Genomic DNA, 21,480 nt, shown 5'->3' on the forward strand with positions numbered 1-21,480 from the left:
CGCGGCGCGGCCGGGAACGCCGGCGGGCTCCAGCCCGGCAGCGGACCACCCTGCTGGGCGAGCGCGAGCGCCGGCCGCTTCGGGCGGAACCGGCGGACCAACCGCACCAGCAGGTACAGCGGCACCCCCAGCAGCAGGACCCACGGCGCCAGCCAGCCCAGCACCGTCAGCGCGACCTGCAGCGAGGCCAGGAACGCCTTCATGCCCTCCTTGAAGCCCACCACGATCCCGATCTCGTCCTTGTCGCGGGTGATCGCCGCCTCGGGCCCGAGCAGCTGCAGCGTGATGGTGGACAGCGCGGTCAGCCCGTCGAGCTTGCGCTTGCGGGCCTGCAGGGACTCCAGGTCGGACAGGCGGCGCGACAGCTCCGACTCCAGCGACGTGATCTCGCCGATCGTGGTCGCCTTCGCCAGGAGCGCCCGGATGCGGTCGACGCTCGCCGAGGCGTTGTCCAGCCGCGCCTGGACGTCCACGACCTGGTCGGTCACGTCCTGCGCGTTGACGGTGCGGCTCTCCTCGTCGCCGAGCTCCTTGAGCTGCTCCAGCGTCGTGGTGAACTTCGGCGCCGGCACGCGCAGGACCAGCGTGCCCGTGGAGCGGCGGTCGTCGCTGCGCCGGTTGTCGCCGCCGACGAAGCCGCCCGCCGCGGTGGCGAGGGCGATCGCCTTCGCGGCCGCGTCGTCGACGTTGTCGACGCGGACGGTCATCGTGCCGGCGTAGATGATCGAACGGTCCTCGACGTCGATGTTGTCGGGGGCCTTGTTGGCGTTGGGGTCCTGGGCGGGCTGCTTCGCGGGGCCGGCACCGGGCCCGCCGCCCTCCTGCGCCATGCCGCCGGCCGCGGGTGCGACCGCGCGGTCCGCCGAGCTCGTGCTGGCGGAGTCGCTCTTGTCGGCCGCGCAGCCGCTCACCGCGACGAGCAGCGCGGCACCCGCCGCCGTGAGGAACAGTCTGGTGCGCCTGACTGACATGACGCCTCCTGGGTAGGGTCGATCGGAGCGATCGAACTGCACCCTGGGACGCAGCCGGGCGCCGCGCCGGTTCCCGGGCGGACAGTCACGGTTGTGACACAGTGACGCAACGAAAAGCACGGAGACCGACGGGAGACGGACCGATGCTCATCACCAAGTTCACCCATGCCTGCCTGCGGATCGAGCACGACGGCGGGGTGCTGGTGATCGACCCGGGCGTCTTCACCGAGGCGGAGGCCCTCGACGGCGCCGACGCCGTGCTCATCACCCACGAGCACATGGACCACGTCGACATCGACGCGCTGCGGGCCCTGAAGCGGCCCGAGCTGACCGTGCACACCCACGCCGACGTCGAGGCGCAGCTGAGCGACCTCGACGCCGACATCTACGCGGTCGAGCCGGGTGACACGTTCGTCGCGGCCGGGATGACGGTCCGCGCGCACGGCGGGCGGCACGCCGTCATCCACCCCGACATCCCCCGGATCGCCAACGTCGGCTTCGTGATCGACACGCCCGACGGCCCGCTGTACCACCCGGGCGACGCGTTCCACGTGCCCGACGAGCGGATCGCGACGCTCTTCGTGCCGGTGTCGGCGCCGTGGCTGAAGCTCGCCGAGGCGATCGACTTCACCCGGGCGGTCGCGCCGGAGCGGGCCTACGCGCTGCACGACAGCCTGCTCGTGGACGTCGGTCAGCAGATGGTCACCGGGCACATGACGAGGCTGTCCGGCACCCGGTACACCAGGCTGGAACCCGGCACGTCGATCTAACGCTCCCAGTTCATGAGGTTGGCGAAGAGCTCCGCCTGCTCGATCGCGTCGTCGAGCGCGTGGTGGGTGTGCCGGCGCTGCGACAGCAGGTGCGCCGGCATGCGGCTCTTCACGGCCGCGCCGATCGGGACGCCCGCGCGGACCGCGTAGAGCGTCTTGATGTCCAGGCAGCCGGAGTGGCCGAAGACGCTGCTGCCGGTGAAGCGCAGCAGGTACCAGTAGAGGAACATCCAGTCGAACACGGCCGGATAGGCCACGATCACCGGCCGCCCGTTGCCCGCCGTGCGGGTCACCCAGTCGCTGAGCTCGCCCATCGCCGCGGCCGGGTCGGCGCCGTCGCGCAGCAGCGCCGCCCGGTCGAGGCCGGACACGGCGAGGGCCTCGGGGACGAAGTCGTCGCTGATCGGGCGCAGCTCCCGGTAGAAGGTCTCGGCGGCCGGGTCCGCGGCCCTGAACTCCCCGTCGGACCGCCCGGCGACGGCCAGGCCGACGCTCACCATCGAGTACGGCCCGGGGATCGGGCCGTCGGCCTCGACATCGAGGGAGAAATAGACGTCCGCGCGCATCCGCTGATCCTACGATCGGATGGTGGACGATGCGCTCGCCGCCGTGGTGGCCAGGCTGTACTCGGCGCCGCCGGAGGACTTCGTCGCGATCCGGTCCGAGGAGATCGCGACGGCCCGCAAGGCGCGCGACACCCGCCTGGCGAAGGAGATCGGGGCGCTGCGCAAGCCGACCGTCGCCGCATGGCTGGTCAACCTGCTCGCCCACGAGCGGCCCGACCTGGTCGAGGAGCTGCTGGAGCTGGGCGGGCAGCTCCGCGAGGCCCAGCGTGACCTGCGCGGCGCCGAGCTGCGCGAGCTGTCCACCCGCCGCCGGGCGACCGTCAGCGCCCTCGCCAAGCAGGCCGCGCAGCTCGCCGGCCGCGGCGAAACGGCCCTGGCCGAGGTGGAGGGCACCCTCGCGGCGGCGCTCGCCGATGCGGCCGCCGCCGCGTCGGTACAGGAGGGACGGCTGACGAAGTCGCTCGAATACACGGGATTCGGGGAGACCCCGCGACCGCAGCTGCGGCTGGTCCAGGGCGGCGACGAGCAGCCCGGCCTGAGCACCGTCACCGCGAAACGCTCCACGCCGACGCAGGACGACCGGGAGCAGCGCGCCGAGGCGCGGCGGCGGGAGGAGGAGCGGCGCCGCGCCGAGGAGGAGCACGCCCGGGTAGTCAAGCAGGCCCGCCGCGAGCTGATGACGGCGCTGCAGCAGCTGACCGACGCGGAGACCGCGAAGTCGGAGGCGGAGCGCGCGGTCGCCGCCGCGGAGAAAGCCATCAAATCGGCCGAGAAGCGGGTGAAGCTCGCACAGGACGCCCTCGCGGACCTGTCCTGAACGCGACCCGGCGCATCGCCACGAACGAGTGGCTACTCTGTGATCCACCCGAGCGGGCAGAATGAGCCGGGTGACTCCCGAGCAGGCGGCAGCGGCGGCGAAGCAGGCCGTCCTGATGCTGGGCGGCGCCTTCAGCGACGACCCCAAGACCATGCGCCGGGCTCGGCAGATCGGGCTCACCGGCTGGGCGTTCTACGTCGCCGGACGCGGCGGCGCCCTCGGCGACGTGCGGGCCGACACGGTCGCCGCGGCGCTCGGCTTCATCGCACCCGACGCGGTGCAGGACGGCTGGGACGCGGCCCGCAAGGTCGCCCCGCCCGAGCAGATCGCCGCGGACAACCTCGACGAGTGCTGCCGGTGGGGCCGCGAGCACCTGGAGAGCTTCTACGCGCTGCCGAAGCTGGTCGAGCTCGCCGAGCGGGTCGTCGTCAGCGCCGAGACGGCGGGCATGCCGCTGTTCGCGGCGTGGCGGGCGATGCCGCTGCCCGACGACTCGCCCGGCGCCCGCGCCGCCGTCCTGGCGCACCTGCTGCGCGAGCACCGCGGCGCGGCGCACCTCCTCGCGATCCGCGCCAGCGGGCTGAGCCCCCTGGAGGCGATCATCGCCGGGCCGGAGGGCGAGTCGGGCGCGACGGCGTTCGGCTGGCAGCCGCCGTTCCCGCCGTTCGAGCCGCTGGTGCGCCGCCGCAGCTGGGCCGAGGCCCTCACCGACCGGATCGCCGGCGAGGCGTTCCGCGCGCTCGCACCCACGGAGCGCATCGAACTGGTCAACCTGCTCGACGCGGCGGTGACCACCGTCCGGGAGGCGACACCCGTATGACCACACTGCCGGGACTCGACGGCTGGACGGTGCGCGGCTGCACGCTGCGCGACGTGCCGGCGATCCTCGCGATCACCCGCGCCGGCGACATCGCCGCGCTCGGCGAGCCGGACTGGTCCGAGGACGAGATCGTGGAGACGCTCACGGCCCCCGCGGAGGACCCCGCGGTCGACACGTGGCTCGCCGCCGGGCCCGACGGCGAGCCGGTCGCCTGGGCCTATGTCGACAACCCGCAGCGCGGCCCCCGCGACAACGTGGAGCTCTACGGCTGGCCCGGCCGCGGTGAGCCCGCCTACGGGCCGCTGCTGGAGCTCGCCCTGGTCCGGGCCGCCGAACGGGCCCGCCGCAACGGCTTCGAGCGGGGCGTGCTGCGCGCCGGGACGCTCGCCTCGGAGACGGCGCTGGTGGCGGTACTGGTGGCGCACGGCTTCTCGTTCGTCAAACGCCACGCGCGCATGACCCGCCCGCTCGGCGGCGACGAGCGGGCTCCCGAAGGGTTCGACATCCGGCCGGTGCGCCCCGACGAGCTGCCGCGCTTCCACGAGGTGCTCGAGTCCGCGTTCGCCGACACGCCCGACTTCCAGCCGACGCCCTACGCGGACTGGCGGACGGCGCTGGACAGCCTGCCGTCGATCAGCTGGGACGAGTGGTTCGTGGCCCTCGCCGGCGGCGAGATCGTGGGCGTGCTCCAGTCCGCCGACCAGGCCCTCGAGCGCGGCGAGGGCTGGGTCAAGAACCTGGCCGTGCTGCGCGGGCACCGCAAGACCGGGATCGGCGGCGCGCTGCTGCGCACCGCCTTCGCGGCCTACGCGGCGAAGGGGCGGGCCACCGCCGGGCTCGGCGTCGACCTGACCAACCCGACGGGCGCCTACCACCTCTACACCGGGGTCGGCATGAGGGTGGTCTTCGCCGCGGACGTCTACGAGCGGGCGCTCGTGGTCTAGGGCATCGCGGTCTTGGTGGGTCGGGCCCGCAGCGCTTCGAGGTAGTCCGCGGGCGCGCCGGCCTTCGCGGCCGCGTTGGCGATCTCCGCGAGGTACCACGCCGTCGGCAGGCCACCCTCGTACCCGTTGAAGACGTACACCCACGCGGTCGCGTCGCCGTCGAGCGTGGCGACCCGCAGGTGCAGCTTCTGGTACGTGCCGGCGAGCTGCCCCTCGACCTCGTCGAGCTGCTTCTCGTCGTTGGGGTGGACGTCGTAGAGCGCGACGAAGACCCGGTCGCCGGGCGACTCGACGATCGTGGTGACCGAGCCCTCCCAGCCGAGGACATCCTCACCGGCGAACGTCAGCCGCCAGCCTTCCAGCCAGCCGGTGCCGATCATCGGCGAATACGGACAGTAGGCCCGCATGCGGGCTGGGTCCAGGTTCGAGCCATACGCGGCGTAATGACGCACGGCGATGACGATAAACCCGCCGGGGTGCGGGAGAGAATACTGCGGAGCGTGTCGGATTCGGATCCACTCGTCGGCGCGTTGCGGCCGTTCGGCTGGGTCGCTGCTCAGCGGCGTGTGCCGCCGGGCGACAATGTGCGGCAGGAGTCGGAGAAGGGGTGGCGTTCGTGGGCCGGATCGTGATCATCGGAGGGGGCCCGGCGGGCTACGAGGCGGCCCTGGTCGCCGCGCAGCTCGGCGCCGAGGTCACCGTGATCGAGGCCGAAGGTGCTGGTGGCGCCTGCGTGCTGCACGACTGCGTGCCGTCCAAGACGTTCATCGCCAGCTCCAGCGTGGTCACCGCGCACCTGGACACCGAGGAGTTCGGGGTCATGGGGCCGCCCGGCGACGACGTCCGCGTCGACGGCCCGGCGGTGCACCGGCGGGTGAAGCGGCTGGCCGCGGCGCAGTCCAGCGACATCCACTCGAAGCTCGTCAAGGCCGGTGTCGAGTTCGTCACGGGCACTGCGCGCCTCGGTGAGGACACGCTGGGTCACACCCATGCGGTGCAGATCACACCCGCGGGCGGTGACGCTCCGTATGTGATCGCGGCCTCAACGGTACTGCTGGCGTCCGGCGCGACCCCGCGGGTGCTGCCGACCGCGACGCCGGACGGCGAGCGCATCCTCGACTGGCGCCAGGTCTACGACCTGCCCCAGCTGCCAGAGCACCTGATCGTCGTCGGCTCGGGCGTGACCGGCGCGGAGTTCGCGTCGGCGTATCTGGCGATGGGCATCGACGTGACCCTCGTCTCCAGCCGCGACCGGGTCATGCCGCACGAGGACCCCGACGCCGCGATGGCGATCGAGCGGGTGTTCCGCGCCCGGGGCATGACGATCCTCAACAACTCCCGCGCCGCCGCCGCCCGCCGGGTGGACGGTGGCGTCGTGGTCGAGCTCGCCGACGGCCGCTCCGTCGAGGGCTCGCACGTGCTGATGGCGGTCGGCTCGGTGCCGCAGACGGCGCGGCTCGGGCTCACCGAGTACGGCGTCGAGGTCGCCCCCGGCGGCTACGTCACCGTCGACCGGGTCTCCCGCACCAACGTGCCGGGCATCTACGCGGCCGGCGACTGCACCGGGCTGCTGCCCCTGGCCAGCGTCGCCGCCATGCAGGGCCGGATCGCGATGTGGCACGCCCTCGGCGAGGCGGTCGCCCCGCTGAAGCTGCGCACCGTCGCCGCCAACGTGTTCACCGACCCGGAGCTCGCCTCCGTCGGCATCACCCAGTCCGACATCGACAGCGGCCGCGTCCCGGCCCGCTCGGTCATGCTGCCCCTGGCCGGCAACGCCCGCGCCAAGATGGACGGCCTCGACGACGGGTTCGTGAAGATCTTCTGCCGCCCCGCGTCGGGCCTCGTCGTCGGCGGCGTCGTCGTCGCCCCCAAGGCCAGCGAGCTGATCATGCCGATCGCCATGGCGGTGGAGAACCATCTGAGCGTCGACCAGCTCGCCCACACGATCACGATCTACCCGTCGATCTCCGGCTCCGTTGCCGAGGCCGCCCGCCAGCTCATGCTCCACGCGGCGGACTGAGGGAGGTCACGGCAGTTCCCGGTAGATGTCGCGGGCGTAGTCGACCACCGCTGCCTTCTTGACGGTGGCCTCGATCGGGAGGACCTCCAGGCAGCGGCGCAGCGCGTCGGTGAGGATCGGGCGGGGCACCCGCATGGAGACGGTGCAGTGCGGGACCCACTCGCCGGGGTCGTAGAGGGGCAGCCCCTCGATCCCGGCGCCGGTGAGGTGGCGCCAGACCTCGGCCTGGTGCCGCATCAGGTCCGGGGTCGGCGCCAGGCCCAGGAACACGACCCGCCCGACGAACACCCCGGCGAACTGGAAGTTCAGGCGCAGCGGCGTCGCGACGCGCACCGGCTTGAGCGCCTCGACGACCGCGTCGGGGTCGAGCGCCCGGGCGCTGATCAGCGAGACGTGCGGCCGGTGCTTGCCGTCGTGCGGCGTCCGCAGCGTCTGTACACCGAGATCCTCCAGCAGGTCCCACAGGACGCGGATGCGGCGGGTCGCGCGCTCGTCGAGGTGCAGCTCCAGGGCGGCGACCATCAGCGGGTCCTCTGGCAGACCCGGCACCAGTACGCGTTACGGGCGTTGACCTCCGCCGTCTGCACGGGCGTGCCGCAGACGAGGCAGGGCTGGTTCGTCCGGCGGTACACGTAGACCTCGCCGCCGTGCCGGTCGACGCGCGGGGCGCGGCCCATCGCCTCGGGCAGGTGGATGCTGTGGACGGTGTCGATGCGGCCGTCCGCGACGCCGGTGCGCATCAGGGTCCGCAGGTCCTGCCAGATCGCGTCCCACCGCGGGCGGGTCAGCCGCCGGCCGGCGACCGTCGGGCGCAGACCGGCCCGGAAGAGGGCCTCGGTCACGTAGATCAACCCGGCACCGGCCACGATCGACTGGTCCATGAGCAGCGCCATGAGCGGCCGGTCCGACTTCTTGATGGCCTTGAACGCCTTGACGCCGCCGTCGTCCTCCTCGGCGAGCGGGTCGGGGCCGAGCCGGGCGTGCAGGGCGTCGATCTGGAGGGGGTCGAGCAGCTCGCAGGCGGTCGGACCGCGCAGGTCGAGCCAGTGCTCGCCGTTCGCCATCCGCAGCCGCACCTCCCCGACCGCGGGCGGGGGGTCGCCGTCGCCGTCGGTGAACTTGCCGTACAGGCCCAGGTGGACGTGCAGCGTGACGTCGCCCTCGTACTGGTGGAGCAGGTGCTTGCCGTGCGCCGCCGTGTCGAGCAGCACCCGCCCGTCGACCTGGGCGGCGCCGGCGGCGAACCGGCCCTGCGGGCTGCTGACGGCGACGGGCCGGCCCGCGAACAGCTTGCGGTGCCGCTCGGCGAGACGGTGGATGGTGTGACCTTCAGGCACCGCACGTTTATACCCGTCGCACCCTCCGAACGGCGCGCTATTCTCGTCGGCATGAGTCACAGCGCACTGTTCACGACGACGCCGGGCCTTCCCCGGCGGCGCTGACACTCACCTGTTCTCAGCAAAGCTCCGGGGCGCCCGCGCTCCGGAGCTTTTTCGTGCGCGGCGCCCCCTTGTCGCATCAAGGGAGTCAAGACCATGCAGGACCATCGCAAGCTCGGCCGCGACCTCGAGCTCTTCCACTCCGACCCGCTCGTCGGCGCGGGGCTGCCGCTGTGGCTGCCGGCCGGCGCCGCCGCCCGCCGCGCCGTCGAGGACTACCTCCACGCCCTCGAACGCCGCAGCGGCTACCAGCACGTCTACTCGCCGCCCCTGGCCAAGCAGGAGATGTACCTCAGATCGGGGCACCTGCCACACTTCGCCGACGACATGTTCCCGCCGATGGCGCTCAGCGAGCACGACGCGTTCGTGCTGCGGCCGAGCCTCTGCCCGCACCACGCGGCGGTGTTCGGGGCGCGCGGCCGCTCCTACCGGGAGCTGCCGCTGCGCATCGGTGAGATCGGCGGCCAGTACCGCGCGGAACGCTCCGGCGTCCTCGGTGGGCTGTCACGCGTGCGGGCGATCTCCCTCAACGACGGGCACGTCTTCTGCGCCGAGGAGCAGGTGCGCGACGAGGTCGTCGAGGCGCTGCGGCTCATGCGGGTGGTGCACGCCGCGCTCGGCTTCGAGCCGTCGTCGTTCCGGCTGTCGCTGCGCGGCGAGGGCGGGAAGTATGTCGACGACCCCGAGATGTGGGCGGCGGCGTCGTCGGTACTGCGGGAAGCGCTGGACATCGCAGGGGTGTCCTACGTGGAGGCACCCGGCGAGGCGGCCTTCTACGGGCCGAAGATCGACGTGCAGCTGCTGGACCACGCCGGGCGGGAGAGCACCCTCGCGACCGTGCAGGTCGACTACTTCCAGCCGGCCCGCTTCGACCTGTCCTACGTGGACGCCGGCGGCGAGCGGCGGCGCCCCGTGATGGTGCACCGCAGCGCGGCGGGCAGCATGGAGCGGCTCTTCGCGCACCTGATCGAGGTGCACGACGGGGCGTTCCCCGCCTGGTACGCGCCGCTGCAGGTCGCCGTCCTCCCCGTCGCCGACGCGCAGGCCGGCGGCGACTTCGTGCGCGCCTGCCGGGCCGCCGACCTGCGGGTCGAGGAGTGGCACGCGGGCAGCCTGGGCGCGCGGATCCGGCAGGCGGCGGCGCGGAAGGTGCCGTTCGTCGCGGTCGTGGGGGAGCGGGAGGCGGCCGGCGGCTCGGTCTCGCTGCGCCCGCGGGATCCCGGGGCGCTGTCGGGGGTGCTGCCGATCGCCGCGGCGGTCGCGGGCCTGTCGGAGGTGTGTGCTGCGCCATAGGTCCGCGTCATAAACAGGTGGGCGGGGGCGGTGCGTCAGTCCCGGTGTGCGGATCTTCCCGACCATCGTGACGCTCGCCCTCGTGGCCGGCTGCTCGTCCACGCCGTCCTTCTCGGCGTCGGCCGCCTCGCCCGCCCCGTCGATCGCGTCCTCGTCACCCTCCCCCTCTCCCTCCTCGCCATCGGCTTCACCGTCGTCGCGGGGACCGGCCACGACCGACGTGCCGGTCATCCGGTTCCCCGTCGACGGCGGCGGCACGTTCGGCTTCGCCACCGCCGGCGGGCCCGTCATCGGGGCGGCGGGCCGGCTGCTGACCTACCGGATCGGGGTGGAGCACGGCATCACCGGCGTCGACGCGGCCACGTTCGGCGACGCCGTCGAGCTGATCTTCGCCGACCCGCGCAGCTGGCCCGGCACCGGCAACTGGCGGCTGCGCCGGGCCGGGCAGGGCGAGCCGTTCGACTTCACCATCTACCTCGCCACCCCCGCGACCCGCGACGTGCTGTGCGGTGGCGGCTACGACCGGTACACCTCCTGCAGGAACGGCAACACCGTCGTCGTCAACGTGGCCCGCTGGGCCCGCGGCATCCCCGGCTACGGCGCCGACCTCGCCGCCTACCGGGCCTACGTCGTCAACCACGAGACCGGTCACCGCCTCGGCCGCGGCCACGAGCTGTGCCCCGGCCCGGGCCGGCCCGCCCCCGTCATGCAGCAGCAGACCTTCGGCCTGCACGGCTGCGTAGCCAACCCGTGGCCGATCGTCGACGGCCGGCCCTACGCGGGGCGCTCCGGCCAGTACGACGACCCAACTCCGTCGGAACAGCCATAAACGCCCGACCCCACCGGCAACGTCAAGGAAGACGTGCAGGACTTCGACGAATTCGTGACGGTGCGCAGCGCGGCGCTGCTCCGGTTCGCGTACCTGCTGACCGGCGACCGGCACCTGGCCGAGGACCTGACCCAGGAGGCGCTCGTCCGGGCGCACCGCCGCTGGCACGCGATCACCGGCGACGAGGGTCCCGAGCCCTACGTCCGCCGGGCGGTCCTGCGGCAGTACCTGTCGTGGCGGCGCCGCCGCGCGAGCACCGAACGGCCGGTCGCCGACCCGCCCGACGGCGCGCCGCCCGGCTCCTCGCCCGACGCGCTCGCCGACCGGGTCGTGGCCGCGGACGAGATGTGGACGGCGTTGAACGCGCTGCCCCGCTCCCAGCGTGCCGTCGTCGTCCTGCGGTACTACGAGGACCTCCCCGACGCCGAGATCGCCAGGCTGCTGGGCTGCGCCCAGGCGACCGTCCGCGTCCACGCGTTCCACGCGCTGCACAAGCTCCGGTCGGCACTGACCCCCGTCCCACTCCGCAGAGGCGAGCCATGAACGACCTTTCCCCGCAGCGCGGTGCGGTGAGCGACGTCGAGCAGCGCGTCCGTGACCTGATGCACCGCCACGCCGCCGAGGCCCCGGCCGGGGCGGCGCTGCTCACGGTCGTGCGCGCGGAGAGCCGCCGGCGCGCGCGGCGGACCCGCGTCGTGGTCGGCGCGGTCGTCGCCGTGCTGGCCACCGTCGGGGTCACCGTGCCGCTGCGGCTGGCCGCCGCCCCGGTGGCGGTGGCCGCGCCGTCGGTGCTGGCCTCGCCGTCCGGCCCGCTGACGGTCACGTTCCCGCTCAGCCCGCCACCGTCGGGCGCCGCTCCCGAGGTACGCCTCGCCGCCGGACTCCCGACGCTCAGCCATCCCCTGCCGGACGGCGCCGCCACCGCCACGCTGACGGTCAGCCCTACCCGCCCGCTCGCGACCGGGACCGAGCCGATCATGGTCCGCGGTGTCGTCGGGTACGCCGCGGAATCCGCCGACACGGGGACCTCCCTGATCTGGCAGGAGGCGCCCGGGCAGTGGTTCGAACTGCGCGCGTCCCCCGCCGTGCCGGTCGACCGGCTCGCCGGGTTCGCCAAGAGCCTCCTGCCGCAGCCCGTCAGCGTGCCGGCGCCGTTCACGTTCGCGCTGGTCCCCGACGGGTACACGGTCGACAACATCAGCCCGGCCGCGGTCACCTTCTGCCCGCCGGACGGCACCGCCGACGAGACCTTCGTCGGCAAGCTCACCGTGATGCTGGGCGTGACCGACGAACTGTCCACGGGCCGCGCGGTCGACGTCGCGGGCCGCCCCGGCATCCTGACCGACCAGGTCGACGGCTTCTTCTCGCTGCAGGTCGACCTCGGCGACGGCCGGCTGCTCGTGATCCAGTCCGCGACGCCCGTGCCGCTGCCGGAGCCCGACCTGATCCGCTTCGCGGCGGGGATCACGGTCAACCCCAACGCCACCCCCGGGCAGGGCTGAGGGGGTGGTTCCCAGTAGATCCACCCTAAACCGTACATATGTGCATACGATTCATATGTGCTGGTTGTAACGACTGAGGGTTTACCGGGGTACGAGATCACGACCGTGCTCGGCGAGGTGCTCGGGGTGTGCGCGACGTCGCGGAACCCGTTCGCCGCGGGGCTACGCTCGACCGAGGGCGGCCCGGGCCTCGACATGTCCCAGTTCCTCGTGCAGACCCGGGCGCGCGCCGTCGGCCAGATGGTCCACGTCGCCGAGCAGCGCGGCGCCAACGCCGTCGTCGGCATGCGCTTCGACCACCGCGACTTCACCAACACCTGGGCCGAACTGTGCGCCTACGGCACCGCCGTCGTCGCCGTCCCCCTCCACGCCACCACAGGCGCCCACGCCGCACCGTAATTCCCCCCACCGCTGCCGCGGCGGGGCCCGGCGGGGATTCTCACCCGCACCCCAGATGCGCCGCTCCGCGACGCACTGCCCGCGCCGAGACGCGAGGCAGCACAAGCGGCGCATACGCGCCGCATCCGGTGGTCCCCCCACCTGCGTTCAGCAGCACGGTGCCCCCCGGCCCCATGATCCAAGGACGGTTCCGGCCGTCCGGGTAGCCGCATTCGTCCGTCGATCATGCTGACGGTCGATCCGCTGTGCCCCCGGTCAGCGGTGATGGAGGTCGGTCCCGGGGCTTGCCGGGTTTGCCGTCGCCCCCCGGTGATCCAGGGACGGTTCTGGTCGTGCGGGTGGCCGGATCCGTCCGTCGATCATGGCGGTGGTTGAGCTGTTGTGGCGGGTCGGTGGTGGTGGAGGTTGGTCCTGGGGCCTGTCGGGGTTCGCCGGTGCCTCCCGTCGTGATCCAAGGACGGTTCTGGTCGTGCGGGTGGCCGGATCTGTCCTTTGATCATTGGTCGGGAAGGTGAGCCGTGCGAGGTGTGGTGGTCAGGGCTGCTTGAGTGGCCGACTGCGGTATGCCGCCGCGTCCGGCGGTGCGGTGTTCGCGGTCATGGCACTGAGTGGGCGTGGCGTGCCTCGTGGTGGAGGAATTCTGCCGATTGATCCGCTTCGTCCGGTCGGTGGTGGTGGAGGTTCGCCCTGGGGGCTACCAGGTTCGCCGGTGCCTCCCGTCGTGATCCAAGGACGGTTCTGGTCGTGTGGGTGGCCGGATCCGTCCGTCGATCATGCTGATGGTGGTTGATCCGCTGTGTCGGGTCGGTGGTGGTGGAGGTCGGTCCGGGGCTTGCCGGGTTCGCTGGTGCCTTCCGTCGTGATCCAAGGACGGTTCTGGTCGTGTGGATGGCCGGATCTGTCCTTTGATCATTGGTCGGGGAGGTGAGCCGTGCGGGGTGTGGTGGTCAGGGCTGCTTGAGTGGCCGACTGCGGTGTGCCGCCGCGTCCAGTGGTGCGGTGTTCGCGGTCGTGGGCCCTGAGCGGGTGTGGCATGCCTCGTGGTGGAGTAATTCTGCCGATTGATCCGCTTTGTCCGGTCGGCGGTGATGGAGGCTCGCCTTGGGGGCTGCCGGGGTTGCCGGTGCCTCCCGTCGTGATCCAGGGACGGTTCTGGTCGTGTGGGTGGCCGGATCCGTCCGTCGATCATGCTGGTGGTGCTCGGCGGACAGGGGCTCACCAGGCCAGATCCGCCTTAGAGCTTCCGCCCGGGGGATCGGTCATGGGGCCCGCCGAACGATGCCGGCCGGGGCGGAGGTGGTTGCGGCAATGTCGCCGGTGAGGACGCGGGCCCGCCACCGGAACCGCGGGGCTTGTGCGGCGGTGCCGGGTGCTGGAGTGGCGCGGCTGCGTGGTGGAGGCGGCTACTTCAGGGTGGCGATGACGGCGCCGGCGGAGACGACCTCGCCGACGGTGGCGGAGAGGTCGGTGACGACACCCGACTTGTGGGCGTTGAGGGGTTGCTCCATCTTCATCGCCTCCAGGACGACGATCAGGTCACCCTCGGCGACCGTGTCGCCCTCGGCCACGACGATCTTCACGATCGTGCCCTGCATGGGGCTGGTGAGGGCGTCGCCGCTCGCGGCGCCCGACTGCTTCTTGGTGCCCGAGCGGCGGCGCGGGGCCGGCGAGCCGGCGGCGGCGGGGCCGGCGCCGAAGCCCGCGGGCAGCGACACCTCCAACCGCTTCCCGCCGACCTCGACGACCACCGTCGAGCGCTCCTCGGCGGCGGGCAGGTCGCCGGAGGGGGCGGTGAACGGCGGCACCGTGTTGACCCACTCGGTCTCGATCCAGCGGGTGTGCACCCGGAAGGGGGAGTCGGTGAAGGCCTCGTCGCGCAGGACGGCGCGGTGGAAGGGCAGGGCGGTGGCCATGCCGTCGACGACCATCTCGTCCAGGGCGCGGCGGGCCCGCTCCAGGGCCTGCTCGCGGGTCTCGCCGGTGATGATGACCTTGGCGAGGAGAGAGTCGAAGTTGCCGCCGATGACGCTGCCGGACTCGATGCCGGTGTCGACGCGGACGCCGGGGCCGGTGGGCAGGCGCAGGGTGGTGACGGTGCCGGGGGCGGGCAGGAAGCCGCGGCCCGGGTCCTCGCCGTTGATGCGGAACTCGATGGAGTGGCCGCGCGGGGTGGGGTCCTCGTCGAAGCGGAGCTTCTCGCCGTCGGCGACCCGGAACTGCTCGCGGACCAGGTCGATGCCGGCGGTCTCCTCGCTGACCGGGTGCTCGACCTGGAGGCGGGTGTTGACCTCGAGGAAGGAGATGGTGCCGTCGTTGCCGACGAGATACTCGACGGTGCCGGCGCCGTGGTAGCCCGCCTCGCGGCAGATCGCCTTCGCCGACTCGTGGATCTGGGCGCGCTGGGCGTCGGTGAGGAACGGCGCGGGCGCCTCCTCGACGAGCTTCTGGTGGCGGCGCTGCAGGGAGCAGTCGCGGGTGCCGACGACGATCACGTTGCCGTGCTGGTCGGCGAGGACCTGGGCCTCGACGTGGCGGGGCTGGTCCAGGTAGCGCTCGACGAAGCACTCGCCCCGCCCGAACGCGGCGACCGCCTCGCGGGTCGCGGACTCGAAGAGCGCCGGGATCTCCTCCAGCGTGCGGGCGACCTTCAGGCCGCGGCCGCCGCCGCCGAAGGCGGCCTTGATGGCGACGGGCAGGCCGTGCTCGCGGGCGAACGCGACGATCTCGTCGGCGTCGCGGGCGGGCTCGGCGGTGCCGGGGACGAGGGGCGCGCCGGCGCGCTGGGCGATGTGCCGGGCGGTGACCTTGTCGCCGAGGTCGCGGATCGCCTGCGGGGCCGGGCCGATCCAGGTCAGCCCGGCGTCGATGACGGCCTGGGCGAAGTCCGCGTTCTCGGACAGGAACCCGTAGCCGGGGTGGACGGCGTCGGCGCCCGCGGCGAGGGCGACCTCGACGACCTTCTCGATGCGCAGGTAGGACGTGCCGGGGGTGTCGCCGCCGAGGGCATAGGCCTCGTCGGCGAGGCGGGTGTGCAGCGCGTCGCGGTCGGAGTCCGCATAGATCGCGACGCTGGCCAGGCCGGCGTCCTGGCAGGCGCGGATGACGCGGACGGCGATCTCGCCCCGGTTGGCAATCAGAACCTTGCGCACGCTGAACGCTCCCTTGGGTAACCCTCAGCCGCAGTCTAAGCGACCTGTACGACAAGTCCCGCTGCCAACAATGTCATAGTCAAATCAACCCTATTAAGCTTATGTCGTGTCTACTACGCGTTTGATGATCATGGGGTTGATCTCCTACCTGCAGCCCGTCCACGGTTACGACATCCGCAAGGAGCTGACCAGCTGGAACGTGGAGAGCTGGGCCAACGTCCAGCCGGGGTCGATCTATCACGCGTTGCGCAAGCTGGCCGAGGAGGGCCTGCTCGAGGCGGTCGACACCGAGCAGGTGGACGGGCGTCCGGCCCGCACGAGGTACCAGCTGACCAAGGCCGGCGAGGTCGAGTATCAGGCCATGCTGCGCCGGTACTGGTGGGAGTACGCGGAGCCGGTCGACCCCTTCCAGGCCGCCTTCGCTTTCCTGCCGTCGCTGCCGCGCCCCGAGGCGGTCGGCGCGCTGCGGGCCAGGGCGCGGCTCCTCAACGACTGGGTTGCAACCTATCGCGACAGTATCGACGAGTGGATCGCCGACAAACCGCCGCACGTGGGCTGGCAGCTGGAGCTCACGGCGGTGCGCGCCGAGGCGGAGGCCCGCTGGTGCCAGGACGTGGCCGCGCGGGTCGAGGCCGGCGAGGGTGCGCACTTCAACGAGGGTGGGCAGAGCCCCGATGCCTGGCGCGCGGCGATCCGTGAGCAGTTCGGCGACCCGCAGGACGACGAGGATGAGGTTTAAAACGCGATATAACGCGCTTGACTAGTGGTTTATATCGCGTTAGGTTGACCCGCGTAGCACACAGACGACAGGGGAGACCGTCATGATCGAGACGAAGGGTCTGCGGAAGTCGTACCGCTCACGGGCCGGTCGGGAGACCAAGGTCGTCGAGGCGGTCCGGGGGGTCGACCTCTCCGTCCGGGAGGGGGAGATCTACGGGTTCCTCGGCCCCAACGGCGCCGGCAAGACCACGACGCTGCGGATGCTGGCCACGCTCATCACGCCCGACGGCGGCGAGGCGGTCATCGCCGGCGCCGACCTGCTCAAGCACCCGGGCGAGGTCCGCCGCCGGATCGGTTACGTCGCCCAGGGCGGCAGCACCTGGGACGAGAGCACCGCGCGCGAGGAGCTGGTCCTGCAGGCCCGCTTCTACGGCATCCACAAGGCCGAGGCGCTCGAGCGGGCCGACAAGGCGCTCGCGGCGTTCCAGCTCACCGAGTACGCCGACCGCAAGACCAAGACCTACTCCGGCGGCCAGCGCCGGCGGGTCGACATCGCGCTCGGCATCATCCACGGGCCGAAGGTCGTCTTCCTCGACGAGCCGACCACCGGCCTCGACCCGCAGAGCCGCGCCCACATGTGGGACGAGGTGCGCCGCCTGCGCGCCGAGGGCATGACGGTCTTCATCACCACCCACTACCTCGACGAGGCCGACGCGCTCTGCGACCGGATCGCGATCATGGACCACGGCGAGATCGTCACCGAGGGCACGGTCGACGCGCTCAAGCGCGAGGTCGCCGGCGACGTCGTGACCGTCGGCACCGCCGGAGCATCCGCTGAAACGGCGATCGCGCTGCTCAGGAACCAGGACTACGTCCGCAAGCTCGAAGAACACGCCAAGAACGAGCTCCGGCTGTACGTGGACGAGGGCGCCGTCGCGATCCCGCACATCCTCCGCGTGCTCGACCACGCCGGCGTGCAGCTCACCCAGATGGAGCTGCACCGCCCCAGCCTCGATGACGTCTTCCTCACCAAGACCGGCCGTTCACTTCGGGAAAGCTGAGCAGCGATGAAATTCCTCCGTGACACCTGGCTCGTCTTCGCCCGCCAGATGCAGCTCATGCTCCGCCAGCCGGTGTGGCTGATCGTCGGGGTCATCCAGCCGCTCTTCTACCTTCTGCTCTTCGCGCCGCTGCTGAAGCCGGCGCTCGGCGTGAAGACCAACGCCGAGGCCTACGAGCTGTTCGTGCCGGGCCTGCTGGTGCTGCTGGCCATGTTCGGCTCGCTGTTCACCGGCTTCGGGCTGATCGCCGAGCTGCGCGCGGGCGTCATCGAGCGGAGCCGGGTCACCCCGGTCAGCCGCCTGGCGCTGCTGGTCGGCCGCTCGCTGCGCGACGTCGTGTCGCTGCTGTTCCAGGCGGCGCTCATCGTCATCGTCGCGGTCGGGTTCGGCCTGAGCGTCGGCGTCCTGGACGTGCTCGCCGCGTTCGCGCTGATGGCGGTCATCTCGCTGATGCTGTCGGCGTTCTCCTACGCGATCTCGCTGAAGCTGCGCAGCGAGGACGCCCTCGCGCCGCTGCTGAACACGATCTCGCAGCCGCTGCTGCTGACCGCCGGCATCCTGCTGCCGCTCACGTTCGCCCCGGCGTGGCTCAAGCGCGTCGCCGACTGGAACCCGTTCTCGTGGGCCACCGACGGCGTCCGGGCCCTCTTCGCCGGAAACCCCGGCGCCGACTCGGTCTGGCAGGCGGGCGTCGTCATCGGCGGTCTGACCCTGATCACCGTGGTCTGGGCCTCCCGCGCCTTCGCCAGGGGCGTCCGTTAGGCCGGTCAACTTTACCGGTAACGACAATCACCGTCACGGCCCCTTCCACCACGGGAGGGGCCGTGACACCGTCAGGCGGTGCCCAAACTCGTCCGCGACCGCCTCACCTGGGTGATCTACGTCCAGCTGTCCCTGTGGTGCTACTTCCTCTACGGGTTCGGGCCGGTCGCCCCGCTGCTGCGCGACGAGCTGCACATCAGCAGGACCCTCGCGAGCCTGCACGGGACCGGGTTCGCCGTCGGCGGCATCGTCGGCGGCGCCGTCATTCCGGCGTTGACCCGCCGGTACGGGCGGCACCGCCTCATCTGGGCCGGCCTGACGCTGATCAGCGGCGCCGCCGCGGGCATGTTCGCCGCGCACCACCTGGCGCTGACCCTGACGTTCGCCACCCTCGCGAGCTTCGGCGGGTCGTTGCTGGTCAACGGCATCGTCGCGGCGCTCACCGAGCACCACGGGACCGCCGGGCCGGCCGCGATCAGCGAGGCCAACGCCGCCGCGGCCGCCGTCGGCCTGGTCGCGCCGCTGGTCGTCGGGCTCGCCTACGGCACCGGTCTCGGGTGGCGGGCCGGGCTGGTCCTCGTGGTGGTCCCCACCGTCCTGTTGGCGGTGTTCGCCGGTGTACGGGCACCCGAGCCGCTCCAGCACGGCACCGCCGACGGTAGGCGCGCCCGCCGGCTCCCCGCCACCTACTGGCTGGCCGCGACCAGCCTGTTCGCGACCGGTTCGGTGGAGGTCTGCCTGACGCTGTGGGGCAGCGACGTGCTCCGCGACCACGCCCACGTGTCCGCCGGGGTGGCGACGGCGGCCGTGTCGACCATGATCGCCGGGATGGTGACCGGGAGGGTCGTCGGCGGGCGGCTGCTGCTGCGGTACCGCCCGACCCGCATGCTCCTGGCGGCGCTCGCCGTGTCCGCCGCCGGGTTCGCGCTGTTCTGGTCGGCGACCGTGCCCTGGCTGGCGATGGCGGGCCTGTTCGGCTGCGGGCTCGGCTGCGGCCTGCACTACCCGCTCGGGATCGGCCTCGCCCTCGCCCACTCCGACGGGCAGCCGGACCTGGCCGCGGCCCGGGCCTCGTTCGCCGTCGGGATCTCGTTCGCGGTGGCGCCGTTCGCGCTGGGCTCGCTCGCCGACCGGGTCGGGCCGCACACCGCGTTCCTGCTCGTGCCGGCGTTCCTGCTGCTGAGCGCCGCGGTGGTGGCGCGCCTGGAGAGACTCACGGGGCGCGCCACCCTGATCACCGCGCAGACCGCGGCGCCGGTCAGAGCCGCCGAGCCAGTGTGAGCCCGTCGGCGATCGGGATGAGCACCGACTCGACCCGGTCGTCGGCGAGGACCCGCTGGTTGAACTCGACGATCGCGAGGGTGCCGTGGTCGCCCGGGTCCGGGTCGAGCACGTGCCCGTGGCGCAGCACGTTGTCCACCAGGATCAGGCCGCCGGGCCGCGTCCGGGGCACGACCGCCTCCCAGTAGCCGAGGTAGCCGGTCTTGTCCGCGTCGATGAAGGTCAGGTCGAGGTGCGGCTCGGCCGGCAGCGCGCCGAGGGTCTCCGCGGCCGGCCCGATCCGCAGCTCGATGCGGTCGTCGAGGCCGCCGCGCCGCCAGTACCGCCGGGCGATCGACGTGAACTCCTCCGACACGTCCAGGCAGGTCAGCCGGCCGCCGTCGGCGAGGCCGCGGGCGATCGCGATCGACGACAGCCCGGTGAACGTGCCGATCTCCAGGGCCTGCCGGGCGCCGCTGATCCGGGTGAGCATCGTCAGCAGCGCCGCCTGCTCCGGCGCGACCTGCATGCCCGCGTCGCGCGGCAGCGCCGCCGCGGTCTCCTCGATCAGGTCGCGGACCAGTTCGTCGGGCTCGCTGCCGTTGGCGACGACATACGCGTGCAGCGCGTCGGTGAGGGCAAGTGTCTGTCTCGTCATGATTCGATCCTGCCCCGCCAGAAGTCGGTGATGCGGACCCCGAGGATCGACAGCAGCACCCGCAGCGTCGGCAGCGACAGGCCCACGACGTTGCCGTGGTCGCCCTCGATCCGGTCGACGAACACGCCGCCGAGCCCGTCGATGGTGAACGCGCCGGCCACGTGCAGCGGCTCGCCCGTCGCCACGTACGCGGCGATCTCCTCGTCGTCGGGCTCCGCGAAGTGCACGACGGTGCCGACGGTCTTCGACGTGTTGCTGCCGGACTCGGCGTCGACCAGGCAGTGGCCGGTGTACAGCACACCGGAGCGGCCGCGCATCGCCTTCCAGCGGGCGACCGCCTCGTCGGCGTCGGCCGGCTTGCCGAGCACGTCGCCGTCGAGCTCGAGCACCGAGTCGCACCCCATGACCAGAGCGTCGGTGCCCGCCACCCCGGCTGACTCGGCGACGGCGAGGGCCTTGAGCTCGGCGAGCGTGCCGGCGAGGGCGGCGCCGCCGGCCGCCTGGATCGCGGACTCGTCGACACCGCTCACGATGACCCGCGGCTCGATTCCGGCGGCCTGCAGCAGCCGGCGGCGGGCGGGGCTGGCAGAGGCGAGGATGAACGTCTTCACGGGACGGACGTTAGTACCATCGCGGCCATGCGGAAGCTCTGGGCGGAGTTCAAGGCGATCGCGATCGGCGGCTCGGTCCTGGACCTGGCGCTCGGCTTCATCATCGGATCGGCCTTCGCCACGCTCGTCCAGTCCTTCGTCACCAACCTGTTCCTGCAGGCGGTCGCCGCCGTGGTCGGCGAGCCCGACTTCCAGCAGCTGAAGATCACGGTGCACCGCACGCCGATCAAGTACGGCGTGTTCCTCAACGACCTGCTGCAGTTCATCCTGCTGGCGGTCGCCCTGTTCGTGATCATCAAGTTCATGACCTGGATCGGCGTGGAGCGGGGCAGGTCGCTGGACCAGCGGCAGTGCCCGTTCTGCTACGACCGGGTGCCGGCCGCGGCGCTGATCTGCCGCTCGTGCGGGCAGCAACTGGTCGAGGACCTGCCGACGCTCGCCCAGGCCGAGCTCCTGCAGGACGAGCGCGAGGCCCGCCGCTGGCCGACGCTGCCGGCCCTGCCGCCGATCGTCATCCCACGCCGGCGCCCGCCGACCGGCCGGCCACCGGCGGGCGAGCCGCCTGTCAGCGAGCCCCCTGTGAACGATCCCACTGCCGGCGAGCCTCCGGCGGGTGGCGGCGCTAGCGCCAGCGGGGACGAGCCGCCGGCCGGGCGCTCTGGCGCCAGTGCGACACCGGCTGAGGAGCCACCGCCGCAGCGGCGGGACGGCTGAAGAGCACCCCGACGATCGCCGCGACCTCCTCGGCCGTCGGCGTGCCGCGGACGACCTTGAACAGCGGTTCCTCGGCCACAGGACCTCCCGGAAAGTACGCGAAACGTTGCCGTCCTGCGAGCATACGCATGCATCGGCGGCGCATACTCAAGCGGAACGGGAGTCGATGGCGAGC

24 protein-coding genes are annotated in these 21,480 nt (G+C 72.4%); 15 read left to right on the top strand and 9 right to left on the bottom strand.

Annotation, left to right across the window (positions count from 1 at the left end; all coding sequences use genetic code 11):
• Window positions 1–971 (bottom strand): DUF4349 domain-containing protein (locus tag AB0J72_RS50630; RefSeq protein ID WP_363413648.1); only part of this gene is annotated, 971 nt, incomplete at its 3' end.
• Between the two features lie 143 nt (window positions 972–1,114).
• Here AB0J72_RS50630 and AB0J72_RS50635 point away from each other — a divergent pair.
• Window positions 1,115–1,741 carry an MBL fold metallo-hydrolase gene (locus AB0J72_RS50635; protein WP_363413651.1) on the top strand — a complete coding sequence of 209 codons (627 nt, stop codon included), beginning with the start codon at window positions 1,115–1,117 and terminating at the stop codon, window positions 1,739–1,741.
• On the opposite strand, the gene AB0J72_RS50640 is transcribed toward AB0J72_RS50635, so the two are convergent.
• Window positions 1,738–2,307, bottom strand: coding sequence for an exonuclease (locus AB0J72_RS50640; protein ID WP_363413654.1), 570 nt, complete (start codon window positions 2,305–2,307; stop codon window positions 1,738–1,740). The two genes, AB0J72_RS50635 and AB0J72_RS50640, sit on opposite strands and share 4 nt — an antisense overlap.
• Window positions 2,308–2,326: 19 nt before the next feature.
• Between AB0J72_RS50640 and AB0J72_RS50645 the strand changes: the two genes are divergently transcribed.
• The 3 genes from AB0J72_RS50645 (at window position 2,327) to AB0J72_RS50655 (ending at window position 4,888) form a co-directional block, all read left to right on the top strand.
• Window positions 2,327–3,124 carry a TolC family protein gene (locus AB0J72_RS50645; RefSeq protein WP_363413657.1) on the top strand — a complete coding sequence of 266 codons (798 nt, stop codon included), beginning with the start codon at window positions 2,327–2,329 and terminating at the stop codon, window positions 3,122–3,124.
• A 70-nt stretch (window positions 3,125–3,194) separates the two neighbouring features.
• Window positions 3,195–3,944, top strand: a complete 750-nt coding sequence (locus tag AB0J72_RS50650; RefSeq protein ID WP_360568486.1) for a hypothetical protein — start codon at window positions 3,195–3,197, stop codon at window positions 3,942–3,944.
• A complete protein-coding gene (locus AB0J72_RS50655) occupies window positions 3,941–4,888 on the top strand; it encodes a GNAT family N-acetyltransferase (protein WP_363413661.1) in 948 nt (315 codons plus the stop codon). The genes AB0J72_RS50650 and AB0J72_RS50655 overlap by 4 nt, the downstream gene beginning before the upstream one ends.
• Here the strand turns inward: AB0J72_RS50655 and AB0J72_RS50660 are convergent.
• The gene (locus AB0J72_RS50660; protein ID WP_344503816.1) at window positions 4,885–5,340 is read right to left on the bottom strand and encodes a gamma-glutamylcyclotransferase family protein; all 456 of its coding nucleotides are present in this window, start codon (window positions 5,338–5,340) and stop codon (window positions 4,885–4,887) included. The genes AB0J72_RS50655 and AB0J72_RS50660 overlap by 4 nt on opposite strands.
• Window positions 5,341–5,432: 92 nt before the next feature.
• On the opposite strand from AB0J72_RS50660, the gene AB0J72_RS50665 reads away from it, so the two are divergent.
• Window positions 5,433–6,908: an NAD(P)H-quinone dehydrogenase gene (locus tag AB0J72_RS50665; protein ID WP_363413784.1), complete on the top strand. Its 1,476-nt coding sequence runs from the start codon at window positions 5,433–5,435 to the stop codon at window positions 6,906–6,908.
• A 6-nt stretch (window positions 6,909–6,914) separates the two neighbouring features.
• Here AB0J72_RS50665 and AB0J72_RS50670 read toward each other — a convergent pair whose 3' ends face one another.
• Window positions 6,915–7,457, bottom strand: a complete 543-nt coding sequence (locus tag AB0J72_RS50670) for a 2'-5' RNA ligase family protein (RefSeq protein WP_363413665.1) — start codon at window positions 7,455–7,457, stop codon at window positions 6,915–6,917.
• Window positions 7,430–8,245 (bottom strand): DNA-formamidopyrimidine glycosylase family protein, encoded by an 816-nt coding sequence (locus tag AB0J72_RS50675; protein ID WP_363413668.1) that lies wholly within the window; start codon window positions 8,243–8,245, stop codon window positions 7,430–7,432. The genes AB0J72_RS50670 and AB0J72_RS50675 overlap by 28 nt, the downstream gene beginning before the upstream one ends.
• A gap of 198 nt (window positions 8,246–8,443) precedes the next feature.
• On the opposite strand from AB0J72_RS50675, the gene thrS reads away from it, so the two are divergent.
• The 5 genes from thrS to AB0J72_RS50700 are packed head-to-tail and all read left to right on the top strand — an operon-like array spanning window position 8,444 to window position 12,370.
• Window positions 8,444–9,640, top strand: coding sequence for a threonine--tRNA ligase (gene thrS / locus AB0J72_RS50680; RefSeq protein WP_363413671.1), 1,197 nt, complete (start codon window positions 8,444–8,446; stop codon window positions 9,638–9,640).
• Window positions 9,641–9,686: 46 nt separating this feature from the next.
• A complete protein-coding gene (locus tag AB0J72_RS50685) occupies window positions 9,687–10,469 on the top strand; it encodes a DUF3152 domain-containing protein (protein WP_363413674.1) in 783 nt (260 codons plus the stop codon).
• A gap of 33 nt (window positions 10,470–10,502) precedes the next feature.
• Window positions 10,503–11,012 (top strand): SigE family RNA polymerase sigma factor, encoded by a 510-nt coding sequence (locus tag AB0J72_RS50690; RefSeq protein WP_363413677.1) that lies wholly within the window; start codon window positions 10,503–10,505, stop codon window positions 11,010–11,012.
• Window positions 11,009–11,971, top strand: a complete 963-nt coding sequence (locus tag AB0J72_RS50695; protein ID WP_363413680.1) for a hypothetical protein — start codon at window positions 11,009–11,011, stop codon at window positions 11,969–11,971. Before AB0J72_RS50690 ends, AB0J72_RS50695 begins: the two co-directional genes overlap by 4 nt.
• Window positions 11,972–12,028: 57 nt before the next feature.
• A complete protein-coding gene (locus AB0J72_RS50700; RefSeq protein ID WP_363413683.1) occupies window positions 12,029–12,370 on the top strand; it encodes a heavy metal-binding domain-containing protein in 342 nt (113 codons plus the stop codon).
• A 1,403-nt stretch (window positions 12,371–13,773) separates the two neighbouring features.
• Here the strand turns inward: AB0J72_RS50700 and AB0J72_RS50705 are convergent.
• Window positions 13,774–15,519, bottom strand: coding sequence for a biotin carboxylase N-terminal domain-containing protein (locus AB0J72_RS50705; protein ID WP_363413686.1), 1,746 nt, complete (start codon window positions 15,517–15,519; stop codon window positions 13,774–13,776).
• 124 nt (window positions 15,520–15,643) lie between these two features.
• Between AB0J72_RS50705 and AB0J72_RS50710 the strand changes: the two genes are divergently transcribed.
• From AB0J72_RS50710 to AB0J72_RS50725, 4 genes are all read left to right on the top strand, one after another.
• Window positions 15,644–16,258, top strand: coding sequence for a PadR family transcriptional regulator (locus tag AB0J72_RS50710; protein WP_363413688.1), 615 nt, complete (start codon window positions 15,644–15,646; stop codon window positions 16,256–16,258).
• Window positions 16,259–16,340: 82 nt separating this feature from the next.
• The gene (locus tag AB0J72_RS50715) at window positions 16,341–17,300 is read left to right on the top strand and encodes an ATP-binding cassette domain-containing protein (RefSeq protein ID WP_344503804.1); all 960 of its coding nucleotides are present in this window, start codon (window positions 16,341–16,343) and stop codon (window positions 17,298–17,300) included.
• A 6-nt stretch (window positions 17,301–17,306) separates the two neighbouring features.
• Window positions 17,307–18,062, top strand: a complete 756-nt coding sequence (locus AB0J72_RS50720) for an ABC transporter permease (protein ID WP_344503803.1) — start codon at window positions 17,307–17,309, stop codon at window positions 18,060–18,062.
• Between the two features lie 78 nt (window positions 18,063–18,140).
• The gene (locus AB0J72_RS50725) at window positions 18,141–19,343 is read left to right on the top strand and encodes an MFS transporter (protein ID WP_363413692.1); all 1,203 of its coding nucleotides are present in this window, start codon (window positions 18,141–18,143) and stop codon (window positions 19,341–19,343) included.
• Here AB0J72_RS50725 and AB0J72_RS50730 read toward each other — a convergent pair.
• Both AB0J72_RS50730 and AB0J72_RS50735 read right to left on the bottom strand, forming a co-directional pair.
• On the bottom strand, window positions 19,321–19,980 hold the full coding sequence (locus AB0J72_RS50730; protein ID WP_363413695.1) for an O-methyltransferase: 660 nt from the start codon (window positions 19,978–19,980) through the stop codon (window positions 19,321–19,323). The genes AB0J72_RS50725 and AB0J72_RS50730 overlap by 23 nt on opposite strands.
• On the bottom strand, window positions 19,977–20,591 hold the full coding sequence (locus AB0J72_RS50735; protein WP_363413697.1) for a nucleoside triphosphate pyrophosphatase: 615 nt from the start codon (window positions 20,589–20,591) through the stop codon (window positions 19,977–19,979). Before AB0J72_RS50735 ends, AB0J72_RS50730 begins: the two co-directional genes overlap by 4 nt.
• A 27-nt stretch (window positions 20,592–20,618) precedes the next feature.
• Here AB0J72_RS50735 and mscL point away from each other — a divergent pair, with 27 nt between their 5' ends.
• The gene (mscL, locus tag AB0J72_RS50740) at window positions 20,619–21,305 is read left to right on the top strand and encodes a large conductance mechanosensitive channel protein MscL (RefSeq protein ID WP_363413699.1); all 687 of its coding nucleotides are present in this window, start codon (window positions 20,619–20,621) and stop codon (window positions 21,303–21,305) included.
• On the opposite strand, the gene AB0J72_RS50745 is transcribed toward mscL, so the two are convergent.
• Window positions 21,214–21,429, bottom strand: coding sequence for an acyl-CoA carboxylase subunit epsilon (locus tag AB0J72_RS50745; protein ID WP_363413787.1), 216 nt, complete (start codon window positions 21,427–21,429; stop codon window positions 21,214–21,216). The genes mscL and AB0J72_RS50745 overlap by 92 nt on opposite strands.
• Window positions 21,430–21,480: the final 51 nt, after the last annotated feature.

It is taken from the genome of Dactylosporangium sp. NPDC049742 (genome assembly GCF_040674675.1).
GTDB classification, from domain to species: domain Bacteria; phylum Actinomycetota; class Actinomycetes; order Mycobacteriales; family Micromonosporaceae; genus Dactylosporangium; species Dactylosporangium maewongense.

What these genes read in the sequence shown, in the direction of transcription:
- AB0J72_RS50635 (WP_363413651.1), top strand. Translation starts at nt 1,115, where the DNA reads ATGCTCATCACCAAGTTCACCCATGCCTGCCTGCGGATCGAGCACGAC.
- AB0J72_RS50640 (WP_363413654.1), bottom strand. Translation starts at nt 2,307, where the DNA reads ATGCGCGCGGACGTCTATTTCTCCCTCGATGTCGAGGCCGACGGCCCG.
- AB0J72_RS50645 (WP_363413657.1), top strand. Translation starts at nt 2,327, where the DNA reads ATGGTGGACGATGCGCTCGCCGCCGTGGTGGCCAGGCTGTACTCGGCG.
- AB0J72_RS50655 (WP_363413661.1), top strand. Translation starts at nt 3,941, where the DNA reads ATGACCACACTGCCGGGACTCGACGGCTGGACGGTGCGCGGCTGCACG.
- thrS (WP_363413671.1), top strand. Translation starts at nt 8,444, where the DNA reads ATGCAGGACCATCGCAAGCTCGGCCGCGACCTCGAGCTCTTCCACTCC.
- AB0J72_RS50695 (WP_363413680.1), top strand. Translation starts at nt 11,009, where the DNA reads ATGAACGACCTTTCCCCGCAGCGCGGTGCGGTGAGCGACGTCGAGCAG.
- AB0J72_RS50710 (WP_363413688.1), top strand. Translation starts at nt 15,644, where the DNA reads ATGATCATGGGGTTGATCTCCTACCTGCAGCCCGTCCACGGTTACGAC.
- AB0J72_RS50715 (WP_344503804.1), top strand. Translation starts at nt 16,341, where the DNA reads ATGATCGAGACGAAGGGTCTGCGGAAGTCGTACCGCTCACGGGCCGGT.
- AB0J72_RS50720 (WP_344503803.1), top strand. Translation starts at nt 17,307, where the DNA reads ATGAAATTCCTCCGTGACACCTGGCTCGTCTTCGCCCGCCAGATGCAG.
- AB0J72_RS50730 (WP_363413695.1), bottom strand. Translation starts at nt 19,980, where the DNA reads ATGACGAGACAGACACTTGCCCTCACCGACGCGCTGCACGCGTATGTC.
- mscL (WP_363413699.1), top strand. Translation starts at nt 20,619, where the DNA reads ATGCGGAAGCTCTGGGCGGAGTTCAAGGCGATCGCGATCGGCGGCTCG.
- AB0J72_RS50745 (WP_363413787.1), bottom strand. Translation starts at nt 21,429, where the DNA reads ATGCTCGCAGGACGGCAACGTTTCGCGTACTTTCCGGGAGGTCCTGTG.